This is a genomic window from Salinimicrobium terrae DSM 17865, from assembly GCF_000424665.1.
GTDB classification, from domain to species: Bacteria; Bacteroidota; Bacteroidia; order Flavobacteriales; family Flavobacteriaceae; genus Salinimicrobium; species Salinimicrobium terrae.
In genome coordinates, this window is record NZ_AUKI01000017.1 from 99,756 (window position 1) to 122,345 (window position 22,590).

The following is a 22,590-nucleotide window of genomic DNA, read 5'->3' on the forward strand; positions in this document are numbered from 1 at the left end:
TTTATGGGTAATTTAAAATTACAGGGACGCACAAGGGCTCAGGAAAGTTCTAATGCAATTGAAAGAATGTATATCACGATGCGTCATCTTTTTAACCGTGGGTTCTACAAACCTATGGGAGTGTCCGGTGAAACTTTGCGCGAATCCTTACTAATACTTAGGCCGGAGATATATGGATCTGTAGCCGAAGAAAAAGTGGAATTGCACGGTCTTTTATACGTGATGGACAGGCTCCCGTTAGGGATAGAGGAATGTCGTTTTATTAATCTTACCAGCGATGAAGGCTATGGTAATTCTCATTTTAAACCTATTGTGCCGCCAAAGAGGCGCAGGAACTGCTACAGGATTGATGAGGAGCAAATGAATATTGAGATCACCCGTGGACGATCAGAAATATATGATATTCTTACCCACTTAACTTTTCTATTTATCGAATCTCATAAGGTCATGAGACGGATTCTTATAGATGAGGAAGGAGAAGTTTCCCGGGATTGGCAAAAGCTGGAGATTGCTGTGACTCAAATGGAGCCTCTTAACCAGGCACAGCGGGAAGTTGCTCTCACTCACACAGCAAATATTTTGGGTCGCACCTTTCAGGAAGTGAGCACGATTTATCCATTTTTTAGTACCCCGTCCAGTCCCGAGAGGTTTCTGGATATCATCTATTATTTAGGTAAACTGGCAATAGATGAGATGGTCAACAACAATAAACGGATTGTGACTTTTAGTCCTGTTCTACGAGAACGTTTGGGACATCATATTCACGGCGAAATCTGGGCAAATAAGGTGAAGGAGGTCCTCTTGGAAAAAAATCTTATGAACCGTCCTCTACATATAATTAGTGCAAATATGCACAGTGTCATGAACACATTATATGCTTCGGAATCTTTAAAAACCGAACTGAAGAAAAAATCGCTTTCAGGAATTTACGAGGATCTTAGCAACAACGCCAACGGCCAGCTAAGGATGAAGGTGATGAAAAATGCAGTTTCTGAAGGAATGGTTTTCATAGAAGATACCAGCGGCGCCAATATTGATGTTCAGATATTTGACTCGGCGAAAATGTCTGAAGTTAATTCAAAGTTTAAGCTGGATCGAAAAATGAAGGACGACGAGAAGCCGGTGATCATGGTGATGGATTACGCTTTTGGAGAACAGGCTTATGAAACCATGGACGAAATGCTAAAACCATACGAATCCGAGCATGGAAAAATCCACCTCAATGTAGCCTCCATTTCGATTATGGGAAAAGCCGGAATTCTGGTGGGTGGCAAGGGAGATATTATGATTCCGTCAGCTCACTTGTTTGAAGGAACGGCCGATAATTACCCTTTTCACAATGAATTGTCAAAAGAAGATCTTGAAGGTAACGGAATACATGTATGCGACGGCTCAATGATCACTGTTTTGGGAACTTCCCTTCAGAATAAAGATATTCTTAAGTTTTTCCATGAATCCACATGGAATGTGGTAGGATTGGAGATGGAGGGGGCACATTACCAGAAAGCGGTACAGGCAGCAGCCCGTTTGAGAAAAAACATCAGTGAAGACGTCAAGGTGAGGTATGCCTATTATGCTTCAGATAATCCTTTGGAAACCGGAAGCACTCTTGCTTCAGGGGGATTAGGAACAACGGGAGTGAAACCTACTTATTTGATCACAGAGAAAATCCTTGAGCAAATATTTGAAGTTCCGAAGGAATCAGATAAAAAGAAAAATTCAGAAAAAAAGGAAACAGTAGATGGAGAATAAAAAATACACGCTGATAACAGGCGGTGCCGGTTTTATAGGTTCAAATTATATTAATCTTTTTATCGAGAATAAAGACACTCATATTGTAAATCTCGATTTGCTTACTTATGCCGGAGACCTGGGTAATCTTGAGGTGGAAGGACAGGAGAATTATACGTTCGTAAAGGGAGACATAAGTGACAAGGAACTGGTAAAAAATCTTTTCAAAAAATACCATTTTTCGCAGGTGATAAATTTTGCAGCCGAATCTCATGTGGATAATTCTATTAAAAATCCCGCTGCCTTTGTGGAAACCAATATCAACGGTACTTTTAATGTTCTGCAAACTGCCTATTCTCTATGGATGGATGGACCTTTTGAACTGAAAGATGAGTACAGGGATGCTAAATTTCTCCACGTCTCTACAGATGAGGTCTATGGAACTTTAGGAGCCGAGGGTTTATTTACCGAAGAAACTCCTTACGCTCCTAACAGCCCGTATTCAGCTTCAAAAGCAGCCTCAGATTTCCTGGTGCGCAGTTATTTCCATACGTATGGACTTCCGGTTTTGACGACCAACTGTTCCAATAATTACGGTCCGCATCAGCATGATGAAAAATTGATCCCAACGATTATTCGCACGGCACTTAAAAAGCAACCTATTCCTATTTACGGGGATGGAAAGAATGTACGTGACTGGCTTTATGTTGCCGATCATTGCAAGGGCATCAAGCTGGTGCTTGAAAAAGGTAAATTTGGAGAAACCTATAACATAGGAGGGCGGAATGAGAGAGAAAACATTTATATCGCTCAAAAGATCTCCGAAATTTTAGATAAATTAAAGCCCCGGGAAGACGGCAAGAGCTATAAAGAACTTATTACTTTTGTAAAAGACAGACCCGGTCATGATCAACGATATGCTATTGATGCATCCAAACTTGAATCGCAGCTAGGCTGGAAAGCCGATGAGAACTTTGAATCGGGCATTGAAAAAACGGTACAGTGGTATCTTGAAAAGTATAATGCATGAAGGGTATAATTCTGGCAGGAGGATCGGGCACAAGGCTTCACCCGTTGACGCTTACGGTGAGTAAACAGTTAATGCCTGTTTATGACAAACCTATGATCTATTATCCGCTGTCAACCCTCATGATGACCGGAATTAGAGAAATCCTCATCATCTCCACTCCAAAAGATTTACCGTTATTCAAGGAATTATTGGGCGACGGGAGTCAGTATGGATGTGAATTTCAATTTGAAGTGCAGGACGAACCCCGGGGATTGGCTGAAGCTTTCATTATTGGAGCAAATTTTATAGGAAATGATAAAGTGGCTCTTATTCTTGGAGATAATATCTTTTATGGATCGGGACTGGACAAGCTTCTTCAAAACAACAGCAATCCAGACGGAGGGATGATTTTTGCATATCATGTTCAGGATCCACAGCGATATGGAGTTGTTGATTTTGATAAGACGGGAAAAGTGATCTCCATTGAAGAAAAACCGGCTTCTCCCAAATCAAATTTTGCTGTTCCCGGAATATATTTTTATGACAATGAAGTAATTACTATTGCCCGCAACATAAAGCCCTCCGGGCGGCAGGAACTGGAAATTACAGATGTTAATAATTCTTATCTTCAACAAGGAAAGCTGCAGGTAAGCATTCTTGATAAAGGTACTGCGTGGCTTGACACAGGAACCTTTGATTCCCTGATGAAAGCTGCCCAGTTTGTGCAGGTTATTGAAGAAAGGCAGGGACTGAAGATAGGATCCATAGAAGAAACAGCCTATAAAATGGGTTACATTGACAAACAACAACTTCACCGGCTGGCCGAACCTCTGGTCAAAAGCGGATATGGAAATTATCTATTACAACTTGATTAAAATGCTAGAACTGGAACAAACACCTCTAAAAGATTGTTTTTTACTGAAGCCATCAGTCTTTCAGGACCACCGCGGCACCTTTCTGGAAAGTTTCAGCCAAAGGAGATTTGAAGAAGTTACAGGCCTCCAAATGGAATTCGTGCAGGACAATCAATCGTCTTCCAAAAAGGGTGTTTTAAGAGGACTTCATTTTCAGAAGGGAAAATATGCACAATCGAAATTAGTGAGGACCGTGGCGGGGAAGGTTCTTGATGTGGTAGTAGATTTAAGACCGCATTCTCCTACATATAAAAAATCATATAAAGCCATCTTAAGTGACGAAAACCATCACCAGCTCTTTGTGCCTGCGGGTTTTGCCCATGGTTTTCTTACCCTGTCAGATAAATCTGTATTCGCATATAAATGTGACCAGTACTTTCACAAGGAAGCAGATGCCGGGGTATATTTTAATGATCCCGAATTCGGTATTGACTGGGAATTTCCCGAGGAGCAACTAATTCTTTCTGAAAAGGATGCAAATCTTCCAACTTTAATGGAATTAGGCTTATGAGAATTTTAGTTACTGGTGCAGGAGGACAGTTGGGAAAGTGCTTTAAGCAGGCTTCCCAGAACTATCCCGAATTTGATTTTACCTTCAAAACATCCGATGATCTGGATCTTTCTCAATTTGCTGTTATTGGAGCTTATCTGCGAAGAGAAAAATTTGACATCTGTATCAATTGTGCAGCCTATACAAATGTGGAAAAGGCAGAGAAGGAACAGGAGATGGCTTACCTCATTAATGCAGAAAGTGTAAAAAATCTTGCACAGGACTGTGATGAAACAGGGTGCACACTCATCCATTTTTCGACCGATTATGTTTTTAACGGTAAGAAGAATTCCCCCTATACTGAAGAAGATCCTACCGAACCGCTGAACGTTTATGGAGCCTCAAAACTCCTCGGGGAACAGTATATTCAGGAAGCGGCAAAAAAATATTTGATCTTCAGGACTTCCTGGTTGTATTCAGAGATTGGAAAGAATTTTTTTAATACGATTCGAGCCAAAGCCGAGGCCGGAGAACCCCTTAATATCACAACTTCCCAAAAAGGGACTCCTACAAATGCTCACGATCTGGCTGCTTTTGTCCTGGAGCTCGTGGCAAAAAATAAAATGAAGTATGGTTTGTACCACTACAGCAATCTGGGGGAAGCCACCTGGTATGATTTTGCTAGAGAGATCCTAAATTTGATGAACTCCGACACAGAACTGAATGAAAACAATGACTTTACAACCCTGGCTGTAAGACCAATCTATAGTGTTTTAAACAAACAGAAAGTACAGGATGTTTTCGAGCTGCCGGTTCCAGGTTGGAGAGAGAGTCTTAAAGAGCTTTATCAAAAAGTATAATCTCTTTCAATAAACCATTTAAAGTTTCTTACATCCTCCTCAACCATGTCTTCGAACATGGGATTCAGAATACGTGCGGCACTTTCTCCGGCAATTCCACCTGGAGCGTGATAAGAAATGATTACATGTAATTCGGTTCCATTTTCCACATCGCGAAACTCTACTTTCCCGGCATTTTCAATGGATGAGCCTGGCAAAGATTGCCAGCCGAGCAATTCATAAGGTCGCTCTTTTACTATCTCACTTTTCCAACGCAGTGTTCCTACATGTCCCGGTAAATTTGCCTCCCAGACAGAAATGCTGTCATTGAGGCTTTCTACACTTTCCAGGTGCTCCATGAACAGAGGAAGATTCTCCAGATTCCGCCAGAAGGTGTAAACCTCTTCGCGGGGCTTGTCAACCAAAATTTTGAGCTGAATATTTACATTGCGGCTGCGGTTATCGGGTTTTGTTTTTCCAATCGCATTGTACAGAAAACAGTTCCCCGAAATTCCCCTATAAAGCAAATATCCGGCAAGAACAGCTTCGAGACTGCTTTTCTTTTCTTTTCCCAGGGCATCATAAAGAAAAAAAGCTCCCGCAAGTAAAGAGGCACCTCTTTCTGCCGGGCTAACATTAGTATATAAGTGACGTAAAAAATTCCTCATAGATGTTTTATTTTCTGTTCTTCAGCCTAATTTACTGATATTGCGATCAAAGCTTAGTTTTAGTTTTGCTTAAATTGGGTTAAATTATTCTTAAATGGGGCAGAAACGGGAGCAGCCGGTACCTTCATCAATGGCTTAAAGGGTTAATTTTATTATTTTCGGGGTAAAATCAATTAATGAAGAAAAGAATACTCATCACCGGCGCTGCCGGTTTTCTCGGTTCTCACCTCTGCGATAAATTTATCAACAAAGGTTTCCACGTGATTGGAATGGACAATCTCATCACGGGTGACAAAAGAAATATCGAGCATCTTTTTAAACTGGAAAATTTTGAATTCTACCACCATGACGTAACCACCTTTGTGCATGTACCGGGAAATCTCGACTATATACTGCATTTCGCCTCTCCTGCCAGTCCTATTGATTACCTGAAGATCCCTATTCAAACCCTTAAAGTTGGTTCACTGGGAACCCACAACCTTCTCGGGCTTGCCATGGTGAAAAAGGCGAGGATCCTTATAGCTTCTACTTCTGAAGTTTATGGCGATCCACAGGTGCATCCGCAAACCGAAGATTACTATGGAAACGTTAACACCATTGGCCCCCGCGGAGTCTATGATGAAGCCAAACGTTTCCAGGAATCAATAACTATGGCTTATCACCGCTTTCATGGCCTTGAAACCCGAATTGTGCGGATCTTTAACACCTATGGCCCCAGAATGAGATTGAACGATGGAAGAGTTATTCCTGCCTTTATCGGCCAGGCCTTAAGAGGAGAGGATCTAACTGTCTTTGGTGACGGTTCACAAACCAGGTCCTTCTGCTATGTGGATGACCAGGTGGAGGGGATTTACAGGTTGCTTCTCAGCGATTATTCAGATCCGGTTAATATTGGAAATCCACATGAAATAACGATCAGGGAATTTGCACAGGAAATCATTAATTTAACTGGTACAGACCAAAAAATCATCTATAAACCTTTACCCGAAGATGATCCAATGCAGCGTCAACCCGACATTACCAAAGCTAAAGAAGTTTTGGGATGGGAACCTGAAGTCTCCCGAAGTGAAGGCATGAGAAAGACATACGAATATTTCAGAAGTCTTGGTGAAGAAGAACTTTACCGAAGTGAGCATAAGGATTTCTCAAAGCACATTCGAAAATAGCATTTTTGAACCCATTTTTTTTGGTTGTTGGCCGGGATTTTTTATAATGACTAAAACCTGTTAATGAAGAATAAATCTTTGGTTTCAGTCATCATGCCGGTATACAATTCTGCCGGTTTTATAGCGGAAAGTATTCGCTCTGTACAGAAGCAAACTCATAACGACTGGGAATTACTGGTAATTGACGACGCTTCCAGTGACGGTACTCTTGAAGTCGTGGAAGAACTTAAGACCAATGACGACCGAATAAAGCTTCATGTACTTCCAACCAACCAGGGAGCCGGTTTTGCCCGGAATATCGGTATAAAAGCTGCTACCGGTGACTTTATTTCCTTTCTGGATGCTGATGACCTGTGGAAACCACACAAGCTGGAAAAGCAGCTGAAATTGATGCAGGAGGAAAAAATTCAGGTGTGTTACAGCAGTTATGAACTTATAAACGAGGACGGGCAAAGCTTAGACAAACAAATTAGAGCCCTAAATTCACTTTCTTTTGATAAGCTGAAAAAAGCCAATTACATTGGTAATCTTACCGGCATTTACAATGCCGGGGCACTGGGGAAAGTTTATTGTCCGCTTATCAGGAAGAGACAGGATTGGGGGTTGTGGCTTCTGGCGGTTCAAAAAGCTGGTGGGGCTATAGGTATTCAGGAGCCACTGGCCATTTATCGTGAACGTAGCGGTTCTATTTCTCAGAACAAAATAGAAATGCTACAATATAACTACAGGGTCTATCGAAAAGTGCTGAAATATTCTGCCTCAAAAAGCCTTCTTTGGATGGTTTTATTCCTTTGGGAACAATTATTCATAAAAAGAAGGCGAAAAGTAGCTTTAAAGTAGTGATTCAAATTGCTTAAGTTTTCCTCTTTTGCTTCTATTAAGGATTAGTTTATGTTCGAAGCTCAGGTTTAGTCCTTTTTCAAGGTAAACCTCCATAGCTGTCTCGATATTTTTCTTTTGTGCATCCTTCAGTGCAACTTCAGAAACATAAATGACTGTAAAAGATCCGGGCTTTGTCTGTTGTACAACGAATTCTTTTACCTGTCCGTCATTTTCAATTACGGTTTTTGTGACGTAGTAGAAGGTAAGGCCTGGAACCACTTTTCCGCTGGGCAGGACAGCAACATCATTTGTTCTTCCTAAAAGTTTCTTCAAAATGGGCTTTTTGAGACTACTGTTTTCAGAAAGAGATCCGGTGTCGCCAATATCATAGCGAATAAACGAGTGCGCCTTGTTGTAAAGTGAAGTGATCACTATTCTTCCTTCTTCTCCTGCGGGAACCGCTTTACCTTTTCCATCCAGTACTTCCACAAACATGGTTTCGCTGTTGAGTATCCATTCTTCGTCAGGATTTTGAAATGCCAGCAGTCCCAGTTCGCTGGCACCGTATTCATTTACCACGGGTACTCCAAAAGTCTCTTCTAAAAGTAACTTGTCTTCTTCAAAGAACATTTCACTGGTGACTATACACAGCCGCAGGTTAGGACAAATATCTTTTAATATTAGGTTCTTCTTTTTCAGGAACTTGGCGAAAAGCACAATAGAGCTAGTGTAACCATTAATGTACTCAAAACTTTTCTTCCTAAATTCCTGCAGGAATTCATCCATCTTCTTGTCGCTGAGGTCAAAAATTGGAAAACGATATCTAAACCCAAAGCGGTCTTTAATGCGTTCCTTATAATAACCAAAGCGATCAAGTGGTATTCCATAAAAACGTGCCTGGGCAGACCTGTCCAGATCAATGCCGAACCATTGATAGCGGTCATTAAATTCTGCCCATGAAAGGGCATGACAAAACCTGTCTTTTGCGAAGATAAAAGGATGACCGCTGGAGCCGGAGGTTTTACCAATATAGCTGTTTCGGGCATTATATCCTTTGCTGAAGCGTTCCTCAAGTGGCCTTTGCAGGTCTTTTTTCTGCATGACAGGTACCTCCTCCCAACTACTGAATTCCCGACTTCCAAAGAAATCCTTATAAAAAGAATTATTTTCTCTATGGTAATTAACGATCTCCTGCCTTTTCCACTCTACATAAGCCTTGTACTCCGATTCTGGAATATTTTTGATTTCCTCCAGGGCATTTTTGGCCTTTTTGATGGGGAAGCGGTTAAGTTGTAATGAGAGGCTAAACCAGTTCAAGAGATAAATTAAAAGTGTTTTTTACACCAATTAATTGGTGCTTCAATGTACAAACAATTATTTTTGAGGCAAGAAAGAAAATACACGTCTTATGAATATTCTCATCCTTGGCTCCGGTGGCCGCGAGCACACATTTGCACATCAGCTTTCACAAAGCCCTAACTGCAGCAAACTTTTTGTGGCTCCGGGAAATGCAGGTACCGCAAAATTAGCAACAAATAATCCTCTAAGTGTGACCGACTTTGAGGCTGTAAAAGAACTGGTGCTAAGTGAAAAAATCGAGATGATGGTAATCGGTCCCGAGGATCCTCTTGTTAATGGAATAGTTGATTTTTTTAGTCAGGATGAGAAGTTGAAGAATGTGGCAGTAATTGGTCCCTCTAAGCGTGGTGCATTGCTGGAAGGAAGTAAGGAAAGAGCCAAGGAATTTATGTCGATGTACAATATTCCTACTGCGGCTTATGAAAGTTTTACCAAAGAAAGCCTTTCCGCCGGCAAAGAATTCCTTACTACTCTTAAACCTCCATACGTTCTAAAAGCCGATGGCCTGGCTGCCGGAAAAGGTGTTTTGATCCTCGAATCCCTTGAGGAAGCTCAGCAGGAACTGGAAAATATGCTTACCAACGATAAATTCGGAAGTGCAGGAAACACTGTTGTGATTGAAGAATTTCTCGATGGAATTGAACTTAGTGTTTTTGTACTTACCGATGGAAAGGATTACAAGATCCTTCCCACAGCCAAGGATTACAAAAGAATAGGGGAAGGGGATACCGGACTTAACACCGGCGGAATGGGGGCAATTTCTCCTGTTCCTTTTGCAGATGAGGGTTTCATGAAAAAGGTGGAAGAAAGGATAGTAAAGCCGACCATTTCGGGCTTGGAGACTGAGGACATCGACTACAAAGGTTTTGTGTTTATTGGACTCATTAAAGTAGGAGAGGAGCCGTATGTGATCGAATACAATGTGAGAATGGGAGATCCCGAAACTGAAGTTGTTTTGCCTCGAATAGAGTCAGACCTTGTTGAGGTATTTCAGAAAGTCGCCAGCGGAAATTTAAGCGAGTTAAAGCTAAAGGTGAAAAATGAAGCAGCTGCTACCTTGATGCTGGTTTCCGGCGGTTATCCTGAAGCCTATGAAAAAGGGAAGGAAATCACAGGACTGGATGAGGTGGAAAACTCAATAGTTTTTCATGCAGGTACTGCTGAAAAGAACGGGAAAGTAGTAACTAACGGAGGCAGGGTTCTTGCGATCACCTCATTTGGAAAAGACTTCCCGAAGGCCATAAAAAAATCTTATCAAAATGCTGAAAAAATTCATTTTGATAAGATGTATTTTAGGAAGGATATAGGTTTTGACCTCTAGTCGAGGAAAGAATGTGCGCTGGTTTCGCGTTTTTCTTCGTTACGGTCGTTAAAAATTTTAAGCTGTTTCATCCAGTAAGCAAAAGCTGCAATTGCAATAATAATAAAGATCCAGTTTACAGCGTTTGCCAGCCACCAGCTGTCCAATTCCATATCGGCCAGGCTGTTGAACGGTGCGAACAGGTAATCTTCAAAAATGGTCTGTATCCCCTCAAAAAAATCCCTCATAGTAGTTATATTTAACTCCACAAAAATATAAAAAACCCTAATGCTAACAAGCTTTTTTAGCAATTCCCGGCCAATCAATTTTATTATAGTGGCCGTATATATTCTTATTTTTTATCTTTTTGCCAATCTCAATATCCTGTTTACAGCACCTTTCTGGATCATCCTACAGGAATTGGGCATGTTAGTCGTACTGGTATTAAGTGTTTTTTTACTCAATTTTATTTCGGGCAGAAATGAGTTAACTGGACGTAACGCATTCAAAAGTATCTTATTTGCCGGTTTTCTTTGCATGTTCACAGCTGCCTTGCAAAATAATGATATCATTCTTGCTAATTTGTTCCTGCTGCTTGCACTTCGACGGATATTATCACTTAGATCTCAGCGTGAAACAATAAAGAAGATCTTCGATGCTACTTTTTGGGTTGGGGTAGCTTCTCTATTTTATTTTTGGAGCATTCTGTTTCTGTTTGTAGTTTTCTTCGGAATACTAGTACATGTGGGACATAGATTTAAGAACTGGTTGGTTCCTTTGATTGCTCTTCTCACTTTGTTTTCGATCGTTACCAGTGTAGATCTCTTGGTCACAAATAGTTTTTACACTCTAAGTGATTGGATGCAGACCAGTAACTTTGACTTTCAGAATTTCCAGAATCCTGAGCTTCTTCTACCTGCCGCCTTTTTATTGGCTCTTACTGCCTGGTCTTCATTTTTCTATATATTGATCATTCAAAAAGTAAGTGCTAACGCCAAATCTTCGCTGTTCCTAATTTTATTATGTGCAGGAGTGGCCTTAACTGTTGCAGTTCTGGCACCTACAAAAGATGGTAGTGAACTCATGTTTTTCTTTGCACCACTGGCCATTGTGGTGACTAATTATTTTCAAAACATGAATGATAAGTGGTTCAAGGAAATACTGCTAATGTCAATAATACTCCTGCCGGTATTGCTTCTGCTGCTGTTCTAGAGCTTCAGAAGTTTGGGAATCATCCTTCAAAAAAGCCAAAAATCCGGTACCTTTGCTAAAATTGTTAATCGACATTTCCCATTCGGGAAAAGCTGTAAAAATTTCAGAAGTATGTTTTCAGATAAAGCCAATAAGATTTTCCAGGAAGTAATAGAAAAATATCACGAAATCAATACTGTTGGACAGGAATTTGAAAATCCTTACAATGAGAAGGAGCAGTTGATTGAGCACCTGTTGTTTCGAAAGTGCTGGATTGATACAGTACAGTGGCACTATGAAGACATTATTCGCGATCCAAATATTGATCCCGTTGCCGCTCTTAAGCTAAAAAGACAAATTGATGCCTCAAACCAGGATCGTACAGATATGGTTGAATATATCGACAGCTATTTTCTTGACAAGTTTAAAATCGTGGAGCCAAAGCAGGATGCCAAAATTAATTCTGAAAGTCCTGCCTGGGCTATTGATCGGCTTTCTATTTTAGCACTCAAGATCTACCACATGGATGAGGAGGCAAATCGTGTAGAGGCCGGGCAGGAGCATATGATCAAATGTCAGGCAAAGCTGGACGTGTTACTTGAGCAGCGGGTTGATCTTTCAACGGCTATAAATCAGCTAATAGATGATATCGCTACCGGAGACAAGTACATGAAAGTTTACCGGCAAATGAAGATGTACAACGACGAAGAACTAAATCCTGTTCTAAGAGGGGCTAAAAAATGACATTTTTGGATGGAGAGACCGCGCCACATTTTAGTTATACGTCTTTCGGCCATGGGAGATGTGGCAATGATGGTGCCGGTACTTAAAGCTTTTTCTGAAAATTATCCCGATGTAAAGCTAACTTTGCTCACCCGCAGATTTTTTGTGCCACTTTTTAAAGATCTTCGAAATGTACACGTCTTTGAGGCTGAAGTCAAAGGGAAACACAAAGGCATCACAGGACTCAAAAAGCTTTCTTCTGAACTTCTCGACCTGAAAATTGACGCTGTAGCCGATCTTCATAACGTATTGCGATCTAATATTTTAAAGCTGTTTTTTAAGCTGAAGGGGCTTCCGGTGCGACAAATTGACAAAGGCCGCAGAGAGAAAAAAGCCCTCACCCAAAAGACAAACAAGAGCTTTAAACAGTTGAAGTTTACTCATCAACGATATGCCGAAGTTTTCGGGAAGCTGGGATATCCTGTAAATCTCGATATGGTAGAGGTACTTCCGAAACAAGATCTAAATTCAACAGTATTAGAGGTTACTGGAGAACCTCAAGGAAAATGGCTGGGAATAGCACCTTTTGCGCAACATGCTGCCAAGGCCTATCCTGAAGATCTTATGAAAGAGGTTCTACTGGGGCTCCAAAAAGAGCAAAATTTAAGAATATTTTTGTTCGGTGGTGGCGCAGTGGAAAAAGGTAAACTTGCTGCCTGGGAAAAGGAATTTTCTAATGCCATTTCTGTAGCCGGGAAATTATCTTTTGAGGAAGAACTAGCCTTGATCTCCAATCTTGATCTCATGCTGTCAATGGATAGCGGCAACGGACATTTGGCCGCCAATTATGGCGTGCCGGTGATCACTCTTTGGGGTCTCACTCATCCCTACACCGGATTCGCACCCTTTCGCCAACCGGAATCTAATTTCCTCTTACCCGACCTTCAGAAATATCCCGCTATTCCCACTTCCATTTATGGTAAAGATGTGCCGCAGGGCTACGAGGAGGTGATGAGGAGCATCCCGCCGCCACAGGTGGTGGATAAAGTTAAAGAGTTATTGACAAAATAAAACCTCAAATACCAAGCACCAAATCCCTAAAAAGTTAAGGGTTAATGGTCTGAGACATTTATAATTAAAGAGGCTCCAAAAATGTCATTTTTGGAGCCTCTTTGTTACAAGCGATCTAAGATCTCACGTCTACAATCTTATATCTATACATCATCATAATCCACCTTTAGCGTACCTGAAGTCGGGTGTGCCTGGCAGGTAAGAATTAGCCCTTCTTCGATCTCGCTGTCTACCAGAATGGAGTTCTTTTCCATTTCGGCAGTACCTTCGGTGATGCGGGCTACGCAGCTACTGCAAATTCCGCCCTGGCAGGAGTATGGAACATCGATATCATTATCCAGAGCCACCTCCAGTACAGTTTTGTTCCTGGGCATGGTAAGATTGATCTCCTCATCATCAACTGTAATAGTAAGCTGGGTGTCTCCTTCAAGATCTGACTTAACTTCGCCTTCAACCTCGGTGTTGAAAAGTTCAAAAAGAACCTGCTCTTTTTTGATGTTATTCTTGAGAAGTACTTCAGAAACTTTGTTGATCATTTCTTCAGGTCCGCAAAGGTAGAAGCGGGTAAAGCTGGTATCTTTAAACCTGTTTTTCAGAACATAATTTACCGTGCTTTCGTCTATCCTTCCGTAGTGGCAATTCTCTTCGTTGCACCGGCTGTAAACGAATTCTATAAAAAGCCTGTCCGGATGCCCGGCCTGGAGTTTCAGTAGTTCTTTGAAAAAAATAGTCTCATCGGGAGTGCGATTTCCGTAGACCAGTACGAAACGGCTATGCTTTTCTTCCTTCAGCACGGTTTTGAGGATAGATAGCACCGGAGTAATCCCGCTACCGGCTGCAAAGGCAGCATAAGTATGTAGATGCCCGTCCTGCACCGGTTCAAAGACAAATTTGCCTTCGGGAGGATGTACTTCAAGCATATCACCGGCCTGCAGTTTGTTGTTTGCAATCACAGAAAAAGTCCCGCCTTTTACTTCCTTTACAGTGACCTTAAAGGTCTCAGCTGCTGGAGGGGTACAAAGAGAGTAGGCGCGGCGGACTTCTTTTCCTTCTATTGTGGTTCTTAACGTAACGTATTGTCCGGCCTTAAAGGAAAATTCGGTTTTTAACTTCTGTGGTATTTCAAATTCAAGGCTTACTGCCTCTTCTGTTTCCCTTATGATATTTTTGATCTTTAGCGGAAAGAATTTGCTCATTATTTGACTTTTGTCCGCAAAAATACAAAGTAACTGCGGCAATTTTTATAACAATTATTTAAAATAAATACCTAGGAGTCAAAGGTATTTTATATATATTTGATCATAATTCGTAGTAAATGGCTGATTCTGGTCTTTTTAAAGGTAGCTTGATAACTATAATCCTGAAGCTTTTGAAGGAGGATGGTCGCATGTATGGCTATGAAATTACACAGAAGGTCAAAGCTGCTACAGAAGGCAAATTCACAATAACCGAAGGGGCTTTATATCCTACCCTGCACAAACTTGAAGCCCAGGGTATCCTGGAAGTGGAGGTCGAAAAAGTAGATAACCGGCTAAGAAAATATTATAAGCTTACTGAAAAAGGAACTACAGAAACTGCCACCAAAATTTCTGAATTGGAAGAATACATCAAGACTTTACAGGAAATAATACAACTCAAACCAAATCTCGGCTAAGATGGAAAAGTTAACTACGGAAGAAATAAACTTCATAGATAATTATCTAAAAAAACTCAGGCGTGGATTTTCTCGATGTCCGGCTGGAAATGGCAGATCATGTGGCCAGTGTAATTGAAAATGAACTTGAACAGCAGAAAGGTTTGACTTTTTATGATGCCTTCAAATCTTACATGGTTCATAATAAGAAGAGCTTATTGAACAATGCCAATAGATACAGGTGGACTGTTGATTTGAAGATCTTGAAGAGAGTAGGTAAAAACCTTATTCATCCATTTATTATGGGTGTGATGACAATAATCCTGCTCACCATTTACACTTTTCAATTGCCTGAACCGGACAAAAATTTTCTCATTCCTGTTCCTTTTTTCATAATTTTTTGCGGTTATTTTGTTCCCTTTATACTAACCTACAAAATCAAAATCTCATTTCTAAAAAGAATGACAACCGTTAGTGATCTACTTAATTACATCTTTTTCCAGATATTGATTCATATCGAATTTTCACATGCCTGGCTCTATATTTTTTATGGAGCAATTTTATGGGTAAACCTTAGCGTAATTAAAACCGCTTTTGAAATGGCAGCTTATTATAAAAAGAAATATGTCGTTATATGAAAAAGCTGAATTCTTTCCAAATTGACAGCCTTTATAGCTTTACTCAGCAGCATTATGTGGACTATTATGACGTCCAAACAGAGCTCGTAGATCATCTCGCCAGTGGAATTGAAGAACAGTGGCAGGAAGATCCAGATCTTCCTTTCGAGCAGGCTCTGCAAAAGGAGTTTAAAAAGTTTGGTGTCTATGGGTTTTCAGATGTGGTGGAGAAAAGGGTGCGGACAATGGAGAAAAAATATTTCAAGCTTATCCTAAAGGAGATTTCTACTCTTTTAACCAAACCGTTTGTTGCTTTTCCTGTTATTCTGTTGTTTTTAGCTTGTTATTTCGTTCTTAAATTGGAAAACGGATTTTATTATATTACCTACGCCACCTTTGCTTATTTCCTGGTGCTGATAATTTATGCTACCAGAAAATCATATTCCTTAAAGCAGAAAAAGAAATCCGGAAAAAAAATTCTTTTACTCGAAGCTGTAATATGTAATGCAGGCAGTTATTTAGTATTTTTTTATTTACCCTTTCAAGTGGTTTCCTCTGGTTTGGATTCAGGGAGGGTAGAGAATGTTTATATTCAGGTTCTTTTATCTGCACTTATTTCGTTCCTGGTTTTGGCCAGTTATGTCTGCTTCTACTACTTACCAAAAAAGAAAGATGAAATTCTGCATAATGCTCATTCCGAAATAAAGTTTTTGCAATAGGTTTGTAACAATTTCTGTAAAGTATCACTAATACTGCTAAAGTTCTGGCCGTATGTTTAAATACTTTATTTCTCTACAGTGGAAAGCCTTTTACCGCTCGGCCAGTTTTGGTAAGAGTTTGGGGCTGAAGATTTTCATGGCATTTATTGCCATTTATTTCTCCCTGGTTTTTTTGATCTTGGGAATTGGTCTTCACCCTTTATTAAAAGAAGCTTTTCCTGCCGAAGAGCCCTTACAGATCGTTAACCGGTTTTTACTGGTTTATCTTGTGCTGGAACTTGTAATGCGCTTTATGTTGCAAACCCTTCCGGTGATGACCGTAAAACCTATGTTGTCTCTTCCCATTCCAAAAGGGAAGGTGGTGAATTATGTGTTGTTACGGTCACTTTTTTCCTTTTTCAACTTTTTGCCTCTACTGTTGTTTGTGCCTTTTGCCGTATTTACCTGGTATGAGACCAGATTACCTCTGTTATCTATGACAGCCTGGACCGTCGCTGTTGTTGGGCTCATTCTATGTGTAAACTATATCAATTTTCTTCTGAAAAAGAAATTTGCAGATGATTTAAAGGCTCTGCTTCCTTACCTGATAATTGTTCTTATTTTCTATGGGCTTGAAAGATTCCGTGTTTTTAGTATCACTGAAGTTTTTGCAACCGGACTAAATTACGTGATTGAAATGCCCTTTTTGACACTTCTGCCTTTACTGCTCGTCTTTGCTCTTTTCAAGTGGAACCAGAAGGTGCTAAAGAGTAGATTCTATTTAGATGAATCCCTTAAAGGAAAAGTCATTGAAGCCAGGTCGCAGGATTTTGAATGGCTGCGAAGATTTGGAAGTATTGCACCATTCCTGCAGCTAGACCTTAAATTAATTTGGCGCAACAAACGACCAAAGACGCTAATTTTCATTTCTCTGCTAATTATGGGCTACGGAATGATCTTTTACCCGCAGGAAAATTATCAAAATATGCAGTTCGTTTTTGTTTTTGTGGGGATCTTTATGACCGGGATTTTCATGATCAATTTCGGGCAGTTCATACCCGCCTGGGATTCATCATACTACTCCATGATGATGGCTCAAAATATTCCGCTGAAGCAATATCTCACGGCCAAGGCAGCTTTGATCACCTTCAGCATTGTTTTACTTACCATCCTCACTACTCCTTACGTGTATTTTGGTTATAATATTCTTCTCATAAATATTGTATGCGCTCTTTACAACATTGGGATCAATGTGCCGGTACTGTTATTTGCAGGATCCTATAATCGAAAAAGAATTGATTTGGAAAAAAGCCCTTTTATGAACTATCAGGGAACGGGAGCTGCACAATGGCTGGTCGGACTGCCATTACTTATTGTGCCCATACTGGTTTTTTGGCTGCTTGATAAATTTGTTTCCTTTGAAGCTGCAATCATTGTCCTGGCATCTCTTGGACTGCTGGGAATAATCTTTAAAAAGGCCATTATGGAACAGGTGACACAATCTTACAGAAAAAACAAATATGCCATGATCAATGGCTTTAAACAAACAGGAGAATAGGATGATAACAGCAACAAATCTTTCGAAAGTTTATGGCGGTACCCAGGTGCTTAATATCGAACATCTTGAGATCCCGAGGGGCCAGAGCTTCGGATTGGTGGGAAACAATGGGGCCGGAAAAACCACCTTTTTCAGTCTTTTGCTGGATCTTATCCAGCCTACTACCGGTAATGTTTTCAACAATGATATCACGGTGAGCCAAAGCGAAGCATGGAAACCTTTCACTTCTTCCTTTATTGATGAAAGTTTTCTCATTGGCTATCTTACACCGGAGGAATACTTCAATTTTGTTGGGGAACTTCGTAACCGCAATAAAGCCGATGTCAATTCCTTTCTTCAAAAATTCGATGAGTTTTTTAATGGAGAGATTCTTGGCAGGAAAAAATATTTGCGGGATCTATCGAAAGGAAACCAGAAGAAAGTGGGAATAGTTGCTGCTCTTTTAGGAGATCCTGAAGTTGTGATCCTTGACGAACCTTTTGCCAATTTGGATCCCAGTACTCAAATTAGACTTAAAGCACTTATTAAAGAATTAACGGATAATTCTGAAATAACAGTTTTAATCTCCAGCCATGATCTTATTCATGTTACCGAAGTTTGTGAGCGCATTGTAGTGCTGGACAAGGGACATGTGGTTAATGATATTAAAACTTCTGAAGCCACCTTAAAAGAACTGGAGCAATATTTTGCAGGAGCAGCGGTAAAAGTTAAAGAAGTGAATGAATCTTCTGAAAACATTTTATAAGATGATTGCACGAATATGGCACGGCACCACTACAAAAGAGAATGCAAGTGCATATGAGCAACTGGTAACTACCAAAATATTTAGGGAAATTGAAGCCAAAACAGGTGAAGGTTTTCACGGTGTAGAGTTATTTAAAAGAGAAACGGCCGAAGAAGTAGAATTCACAACAATGATTTGGTTCAAAGATCTTGAGACCATAAAAAAGCTTACAGGCGAAGATTATGAGACGGCTTATGTTCCTGAAGAAGCCAGAAAGATTCTTTCTCATTTTGATGAAAAGGTCATTCATTCTCATCTTCTTTATTCTACTCGCCAATAGTTTAGTTTGAATACCCGTTCCCGGTATAGTTCCACAAAAAATTTAACTATTTTTACCCTCCACTATAATAATTACGGCACTTATAAGTTATTGCTAGTAAGAAGAATCAGCTGATTTGAAATTATTTATAAAGGCTACTGCCATTCTATTCCTGTTAATTTCAATAACAGGTTGTTCGAGGAAAAAAAATACATTTCTCAACCGTAACTGGCATGCCGTCACAGCCGAATATAACACCCTGTACAATGGGAATTTAGCGCTTGATTTGGGAATTGAAGCCCTTAATGAGCGTTATCTTGATAACTATTGGCATGTACTGCCGGTAGAGCGTATGGAGATTAGGGAAGAGGTGTTGGCTCCAGGAGAAAATATTAATCCAAACTTTCTGGTAGCCGAAGAAAAAGCGGTGAAAGCGATTCAGCGACACTCAATGTTGATCGAAGGAGGAGAGAAAAATCCGCAGATAGACGAAGCATATCTGTTGCTGGGAAAAGCCAGGTATTATGATCAACGTTTTGTGCCGGCGCTGGAAGCGTTTAACTACATCCTGCACAAATATCCACTCAGCAATACAATTAATGAGGCTAGAATTTGGCGGGAAAAAACAAATATGCGTCTCGAATTTGATCAATTGGCCATACAGAACCTAAAAAAGATCCTGGAGAGTGAGCGTCTGGAAGAGGATGATAGAGCAGAGGCTTCGGCCACACTGGCCCAGGCCTATCTGAACATCAATGCTCCCGATAGTGCTGTGGCACATATTCACCATGCAGCTCAAACTACAGATGTAAAAAATAAAGAAGGTCGGTACTGGTACATTACCGGTCAATTATATGATGTCGTTGGGAAACCCGACAGTGCTTCTTACGCATTTGACCAGGTGATAGATCTTAATCGCAAAATCCCCCGCATCTACCTGGTGAACGCGATGATAAGACAAATAGAATTTGCAAATGCCACAGCAGGAGAGAAAGCATTGATCCTTGATCAGCTTAATCAACTTGCAGAAGATAGAGAGAACAGGCCTTACCTTGATAAAATTTACTTCCAGCTCGCAGAATTTCATTATCAACAGGATTCTGCCAGCCTGGCCATAGATTATTATAATCGGTCTCTTCGAACTCCTTCCAATAACGTTTACCTGCAGTCCCTGGATTATCAAACTCTTGGAAATATATATTTTGATGCTGCCCGTTACGAAGTTGCAGGGGCATATTTTGACAGCACCTTAACAAAACTTCCTGATAATAGCAGGGAGTACAGGCTCATCAAGAGGAAAAGGGATAATCTTGACGATGTGATCTACTATGAAACCATGGCACGTAAAGCCGACAGTATCTTGTATATAGCTTCACTTTCCGAAGAGGAACAACTGGAATATTTTCGAAATCACACAGGGAAATTAAGAGAACGAGCGGCTGATAATGCCCAACGTCCCGAACAACAACAGGCCGTACAAAATTTCTTTGAAACGAAACGTCCTGCCATGCCCGGCGTACCGAATCCCGGTTCCTCCTTTTACTTTTATAATCCTACGGTAGTTTCCTTTGGAAAACAGGAGTTTTTTAGGTTGTGGGGTGACAGGGAGTTGGCGGATAATTGGCGTACGCGACGAATAAGTGGAGGCGGCGAAGATCTCGCTACTGAGGGAATAACTGAATTGTTAGACAACGATCCAAAATTTGATCCTCAAACTTATATGAATTCTATTCCTGCAGACCCTGCTGTTTTGGATAGTATAAAGGGAGATTTAAATTTTGCCAGTTACCAACTTGGTTTGATCTACAAGGATAAATTTAATGAAAACGAATTGGCAGCCGATAGATTGGAATTTATGCTTGGAAATGAACCCGAGGAGAGACTAGAGTTGCCGGCAAAATATAACCTCTATAAAGTGTACGTGGATCTGGGAATGACTGCAAAAGCGCAATCTCTCAAGATAGATATTTTAGCTGCATATCCTGAATCGAGGTATGCGGCAATTTTGTCGAACCCTGAAAATCTTTTGCGGGATGAGAATAACCCCACAGCTATTTATGAAGAGCTTTATCATAAGTATGATGAGCAGAGATTTACTGAAGTTATTGACCAAATTAACCGGCTCACAGCTGAACTTACAGGAGATGAGATCGTCCCCAAACTGGAGCTTCTAAAAGCAATGGCCGAGGGAAGACTTTACGGCTTTAATTCATATAAAGAAGGTCTCAATTATGTTGCACTTAATTACCCGCAGTCCATTGAAGGAAAGAAAGCCCAGGAAATTTTGAGTAATGCTTTGCCCTCTTTGGCGGGAGCTGAATTTGCACCAGATACTTTATCTAATTCTTTTAAACTGGTCTATTCTTTTGAGAAAGAAGAACGTCAGGGAGCAAGCGAATTGCAGCAGAAACTTGAAGAAGCCCTGCAGGAATTAGGTTATTCCGCTGAAATTTCGAAAGATGTGTACAATCAGGAACTGGATTTTGTTGTGGTGCATGGCTTTACTACCGCAGCAGGGGCTAATTCTTTTGCTCAACGGCTGGCGGATGAAAAGAAATACGCTATTGATAAAAAATATTTTTATATTTCGACCCCAAACTACAGGATCGTACAGATCCATAAAAATATTGAAACCTACTTAAGTTCATTAAACACCCCCTACAACAATGTTCAAAAACGATAAGGCAAAATCGACAACAGAAAATAGTAAGGAGCAAAATAAGATCGCTCCCGGCACAAAGATCACCGGAAATATTGAAGCTAAAGGTTGTTTTCGAATTGACGGCTGCGTGGAAGGTACAGTCAAAACACCAGGAAAGGTTGTAATAGGAAAAGATGGCTCTGTTAACGGAGAACTTGAATGCGAAAATGCCGATATAGAAGGTAAATTTTCCGGCAATCTGAAAATATTGGGAACTTTGAGCTTAAGAAGTACTGCAGTAATTGAAGGAGAAGCTATAGTTTCAAAACTTGCTGTGGAACCCGGAGCTACTTTTAACGCCACCTGTACGATGCGCGGTGGAGTCAAAGCCATCCACAATGAAAGAGGAGAAAGAAAACAGCAACAACAAGAGAAGTCAGCTTAAGAATTGGGCGATTTTTTCCGGAATTGCTTTTCAAATGGGTGCAACTATTTTTATTTGCGCCTGGATCGGGAAAAAACTAGACGAAAATTATCCTATGGAAAAGAACTGGTTTACTATTGGTTTTGTCCTCTTTGGTTTAGTTGTATCTGTTTACGTAGTTCTACAACAGCTTAAACGCTACAATAATTGAATCCCATTTTACTAAAAGACCTCCTTAGATTTTCATTACTGCTATTTGCTGTGGCCGGGGCAAGTTACGGTTTGCATTATACTTTTTTTAATTTTCAAGATCCTGATGGAACTCAGGACCTCATAAATTTTTCCTATAAATTTAATGTTGGAATCACGCTGCTTTTTACCTCCACAATAATTTTATCCAGTGAACACCTAAAGGAACAACTGGGCTTTATTTTTCTAATTAGCGGAATGGTAAAGCTGGGAATCTTCTTTTATTTGAGCAAAACTTCCGGGTTTGTTCTTGACAAATCTGTATTTCTACATTTCTTTGTTCCTTACGCTCTCTGTATCGTGGTAGAAATCATCTACATCTCAAAAATTCTAAATCGCACTAACTTCTCGAAAGACAAGTAATTACAGCTCTTTTGCTGTAAAAAAACTATTAGTGTATATAGACTGCTTTTTTTTATAGAATTATGTACATTTGCAGCCGAA

The 22,590-nt window shown here is 40.4% G+C and carries 25 protein-coding genes; 21 read left to right on the forward strand and 4 right to left on the reverse strand.

The window, feature by feature from the left end; genetic code table 11:
- The first annotated feature begins 3 nt into the window (after positions 1–3).
- From H148_RS17485 to rfbD, 5 genes are read left to right on the forward strand one after another with little or no spacing between them, the layout of a single operon-like run.
- Positions 4–1,752 (forward strand): DUF6909 family protein, encoded by a 1,749-nt coding sequence (locus H148_RS17485; protein WP_156877225.1) that lies wholly within the window; start codon positions 4–6, stop codon positions 1,750–1,752.
- The gene (gene rfbB, locus H148_RS0107765; RefSeq protein WP_029034295.1) at positions 1,742–2,761 is read left to right on the forward strand and encodes a dTDP-glucose 4,6-dehydratase; all 1,020 of its coding nucleotides are present in this window, start codon (positions 1,742–1,744) and stop codon (positions 2,759–2,761) included. Before H148_RS17485 ends, rfbB begins: the two co-directional genes overlap by 11 nt.
- Positions 2,758–3,615 carry a glucose-1-phosphate thymidylyltransferase RfbA gene (gene rfbA, locus H148_RS0107770; protein WP_029034296.1) on the forward strand — a complete coding sequence of 286 codons (858 nt, stop codon included), beginning with the start codon at positions 2,758–2,760 and terminating at the stop codon, positions 3,613–3,615. Before rfbB ends, rfbA begins: the two co-directional genes overlap by 4 nt.
- Position 3,616: 1 nt before the next feature.
- Positions 3,617–4,165: a dTDP-4-dehydrorhamnose 3,5-epimerase gene (rfbC, locus tag H148_RS0107775; protein ID WP_037324910.1), complete on the forward strand. Its 549-nt coding sequence runs from the start codon at positions 3,617–3,619 to the stop codon at positions 4,163–4,165.
- On the forward strand, positions 4,162–5,004 hold the full coding sequence (rfbD, locus tag H148_RS0107780; RefSeq protein WP_029034298.1) for a dTDP-4-dehydrorhamnose reductase: 843 nt from the start codon (positions 4,162–4,164) through the stop codon (positions 5,002–5,004). Before rfbC ends, rfbD begins: the two co-directional genes overlap by 4 nt.
- Here rfbD and H148_RS17490 read toward each other — a convergent pair.
- Positions 4,992–5,651 carry an SRPBCC family protein gene (locus H148_RS17490; RefSeq protein ID WP_037324835.1) on the reverse strand — a complete coding sequence of 220 codons (660 nt, stop codon included), beginning with the start codon at positions 5,649–5,651 and terminating at the stop codon, positions 4,992–4,994. The two genes, rfbD and H148_RS17490, sit on opposite strands and share 13 nt — an antisense overlap.
- A 176-nt stretch (positions 5,652–5,827) precedes the next feature.
- On the opposite strand from H148_RS17490, the gene H148_RS0107790 reads away from it, so the two are divergent.
- Both H148_RS0107790 and H148_RS0107795 read left to right on the forward strand, forming a co-directional pair.
- Positions 5,828–6,817, forward strand: a complete 990-nt coding sequence (locus tag H148_RS0107790) for a UDP-glucuronic acid decarboxylase family protein (RefSeq protein ID WP_029034299.1) — start codon at positions 5,828–5,830, stop codon at positions 6,815–6,817.
- 63 nt (positions 6,818–6,880) lie between these two features.
- A complete protein-coding gene (locus H148_RS0107795) occupies positions 6,881–7,657 on the forward strand; it encodes a glycosyltransferase family 2 protein (RefSeq protein ID WP_029034300.1) in 777 nt (258 codons plus the stop codon).
- On the opposite strand, the gene H148_RS0107800 is transcribed toward H148_RS0107795, so the two are convergent.
- A complete protein-coding gene (locus tag H148_RS0107800; RefSeq protein ID WP_029034301.1) occupies positions 7,649–8,956 on the reverse strand; it encodes a phenylacetate--CoA ligase family protein in 1,308 nt (435 codons plus the stop codon). The two genes, H148_RS0107795 and H148_RS0107800, sit on opposite strands and share 9 nt — an antisense overlap.
- 91 nt (positions 8,957–9,047) lie before the next feature.
- Between H148_RS0107800 and purD the strand changes: the two genes are divergently transcribed.
- Positions 9,048–10,319: a phosphoribosylamine--glycine ligase gene (purD, locus tag H148_RS0107805; protein ID WP_029034302.1), complete on the forward strand. Its 1,272-nt coding sequence runs from the start codon at positions 9,048–9,050 to the stop codon at positions 10,317–10,319.
- Here the strand turns inward: purD and H148_RS0107810 are convergent.
- Entirely contained in the window at positions 10,316–10,546 is a 231-nt protein-coding gene (locus H148_RS0107810; RefSeq protein ID WP_029034303.1) for a DUF6341 family protein, read from the reverse strand. The genes purD and H148_RS0107810 overlap by 4 nt on opposite strands.
- A gap of 40 nt (positions 10,547–10,586) precedes the next feature.
- Between H148_RS0107810 and H148_RS0107815 the strand changes: the two genes are divergently transcribed.
- From H148_RS0107815 to H148_RS0107825, 3 genes are all read left to right on the forward strand, one after another.
- The gene (locus tag H148_RS0107815; protein WP_029034304.1) at positions 10,587–11,510 is read left to right on the forward strand and encodes a DUF6427 family protein; all 924 of its coding nucleotides are present in this window, start codon (positions 10,587–10,589) and stop codon (positions 11,508–11,510) included.
- 111 nt (positions 11,511–11,621) lie between these two features.
- A complete protein-coding gene (locus H148_RS0107820; RefSeq protein ID WP_029034305.1) occupies positions 11,622–12,233 on the forward strand; it encodes a DUF4254 domain-containing protein in 612 nt (203 codons plus the stop codon).
- Positions 12,234–12,242: 9 nt separating this feature from the next.
- Positions 12,243–13,283, forward strand: coding sequence for a glycosyltransferase family 9 protein (locus H148_RS0107825; protein ID WP_029034306.1), 1,041 nt, complete (start codon positions 12,243–12,245; stop codon positions 13,281–13,283).
- Between the two features lie 143 nt (positions 13,284–13,426).
- Here the strand turns inward: H148_RS0107825 and H148_RS0107830 are convergent, their stop codons facing one another.
- Positions 13,427–14,479, reverse strand: a complete 1,053-nt coding sequence (locus tag H148_RS0107830; protein WP_029034307.1) for a ferredoxin--NADP reductase — start codon at positions 14,477–14,479, stop codon at positions 13,427–13,429.
- Positions 14,480–14,598: 119 nt separating this feature from the next.
- On the opposite strand from H148_RS0107830, the gene H148_RS0107835 reads away from it, so the two are divergent.
- The 10 genes from H148_RS0107835 to H148_RS0107880 all read left to right on the forward strand — a co-directional run bounded on the left by H148_RS0107835 (position 14,599) and on the right by H148_RS0107880 (position 22,509).
- Positions 14,599–14,937: a PadR family transcriptional regulator gene (locus H148_RS0107835; protein WP_029034308.1), complete on the forward strand. Its 339-nt coding sequence runs from the start codon at positions 14,599–14,601 to the stop codon at positions 14,935–14,937.
- Positions 14,938–14,999: 62 nt separating this feature from the next.
- Positions 15,000–15,554: a hypothetical protein gene (locus tag H148_RS0107840; RefSeq protein WP_156877226.1), complete on the forward strand. Its 555-nt coding sequence runs from the start codon at positions 15,000–15,002 to the stop codon at positions 15,552–15,554.
- Complete coding sequence (locus H148_RS0107845; RefSeq protein WP_029034310.1) at positions 15,551–16,252, forward strand: hypothetical protein; 702 nt, start codon at positions 15,551–15,553, stop codon at positions 16,250–16,252. The genes H148_RS0107840 and H148_RS0107845 overlap by 4 nt, the downstream gene beginning before the upstream one ends.
- A 52-nt stretch (positions 16,253–16,304) precedes the next feature.
- Positions 16,305–17,789 carry a DUF5687 family protein gene (locus tag H148_RS0107850; RefSeq protein WP_029034311.1) on the forward strand — a complete coding sequence of 495 codons (1,485 nt, stop codon included), beginning with the start codon at positions 16,305–16,307 and terminating at the stop codon, positions 17,787–17,789.
- 1 nt (position 17,790) lies between these two features.
- Positions 17,791–18,534 (forward strand): ABC transporter ATP-binding protein, encoded by a 744-nt coding sequence (locus tag H148_RS0107855; RefSeq protein ID WP_029034312.1) that lies wholly within the window; start codon positions 17,791–17,793, stop codon positions 18,532–18,534.
- A 1-nt stretch (position 18,535) separates the two neighbouring features.
- Positions 18,536–18,853: a hypothetical protein gene (locus tag H148_RS0107860; protein ID WP_029034313.1), complete on the forward strand. Its 318-nt coding sequence runs from the start codon at positions 18,536–18,538 to the stop codon at positions 18,851–18,853.
- Between the two features lie 115 nt (positions 18,854–18,968).
- Positions 18,969–21,515, forward strand: a complete 2,547-nt coding sequence (gene porW / locus H148_RS0107865) for a type IX secretion system periplasmic lipoprotein PorW/SprE (protein ID WP_029034314.1) — start codon at positions 18,969–18,971, stop codon at positions 21,513–21,515.
- Positions 21,499–21,918 (forward strand): bactofilin family protein, encoded by a 420-nt coding sequence (locus H148_RS0107870; RefSeq protein ID WP_029034315.1) that lies wholly within the window; start codon positions 21,499–21,501, stop codon positions 21,916–21,918. The genes porW and H148_RS0107870 overlap by 17 nt, the downstream gene beginning before the upstream one ends.
- Positions 21,872–22,108, forward strand: a complete 237-nt coding sequence (locus H148_RS18480) for an AtpZ/AtpI family protein (RefSeq protein WP_029034316.1) — start codon at positions 21,872–21,874, stop codon at positions 22,106–22,108. The genes H148_RS0107870 and H148_RS18480 overlap by 47 nt, the downstream gene beginning before the upstream one ends.
- Complete coding sequence (locus tag H148_RS0107880) at positions 22,105–22,509, forward strand: DUF6168 family protein (protein ID WP_029034317.1); 405 nt, start codon at positions 22,105–22,107, stop codon at positions 22,507–22,509. The genes H148_RS18480 and H148_RS0107880 overlap by 4 nt, the downstream gene beginning before the upstream one ends.
- The last annotated feature ends 81 nt before the right edge of the window (positions 22,510–22,590 follow it).